Source organism: Oleiphilus sp. HI0123, assembly GCF_001635315.1.
This window is the reverse complement of sequence record NZ_LWGE01001649.1, coordinates 1-1001: the sequence shown is the minus strand read 5'-3', so window position 1 is coordinate 1001 and position 1001 is coordinate 1. Positions and strand designations below refer to the sequence as shown.

At 46.8% G+C, this 1001-nt stretch carries 1 protein-coding gene and 1 pseudogene; both read right to left on the bottom strand.

The window, feature by feature from the left end; translation table 11 throughout:
- Positions 1-511: YtpR family tRNA-binding protein (gene ytpR / locus A3761_RS22220; RefSeq protein ID WP_369808255.1), on the bottom strand; the 511-nt coding region annotated here is incomplete at its 3' end.
- A gap of 21 nt (positions 512-532) precedes the next feature.
- A pseudogene (locus A3761_RS22215) lies at positions 533-1001 on the bottom strand (phenylalanine--tRNA ligase subunit alpha); the annotation flags it as partial.

Below are 1001 nucleotides of genomic sequence, written 5' to 3'. Positions count from 1 at the left end.
TAGACAAACAGTCACTTCTGTTTGGCGTTAAATCAACATCGATACAGTTATCATCTAAACCTAGGTATTCGCGAATACAAGCACCTACGGGTGCATCAACAGGCAATTCCATCAAACCATCTGAAGATTCAGCCAAACCAAGCTCTGACTCGGCACTCAACATACCGAATGACTCAACGCCACGCAGCTTAGCTTTCTTAATCTTAAAGTTACCTGGCAACACAGCACCAATTTTCGCGAAGGGTACTTTTAAACCTTCTCTCACGTTCGCAGCACCACACACTACCTGGACGGTCTCTTTTCCGTCACTCACCTGACAAACGCTTAACTTGTCAGCATCAGGGTGCTGTTCTTTGCTGAGCACTTCGCCTACAACGACGCCGGTAAATTCACCCGCTACCGGGTCCATGCCATCTACTTCTAAGCCAGCCATGGTGATTTGATGGAGTAGATCATCTGTACCAATAGAAGGGTTTACCCACTCTCTGAGCCACTGTTCACTAAATTTCATTGCTCTACTATCCTGACTAACTTAGTTAAATTGCTTGAGGAAACGAAGGTCGTTTTCAAAGAACATTCTTAGGTCGTTTACGCCATAGCGCAACATAGCCAAGCGTTCTACACCTAAACCAAAGGCAAAGCCTGAGTATTTTTCGGAATCAATACCACTGGACTCAAATACTTTCGGGTGGACCATGCCACAGCCCATCACTTCTAGCCACTTGGTATTGCCGTCAGCGTCTTTACCCCACTCGATATCCACTTCTGCTGAAGGTTCGGTAAATGGGAAGTAAGAAGGACGGAAACGAACAGCCAGGTCTCGCTCAAAAAACACCTGAAGGAAATCTTCAATGGTACTCTTTAGGTCAGCAAAACTAACATTCTCTTCCACCAGCAGGCCTTCAACCTGATGGAACATCGGCGTATGCGTTTGGTCGGAGTCGCAACGGTATACACGGCCCGGACAGATCATACGAAATGGTGGCTCTCCCTTCTCCATC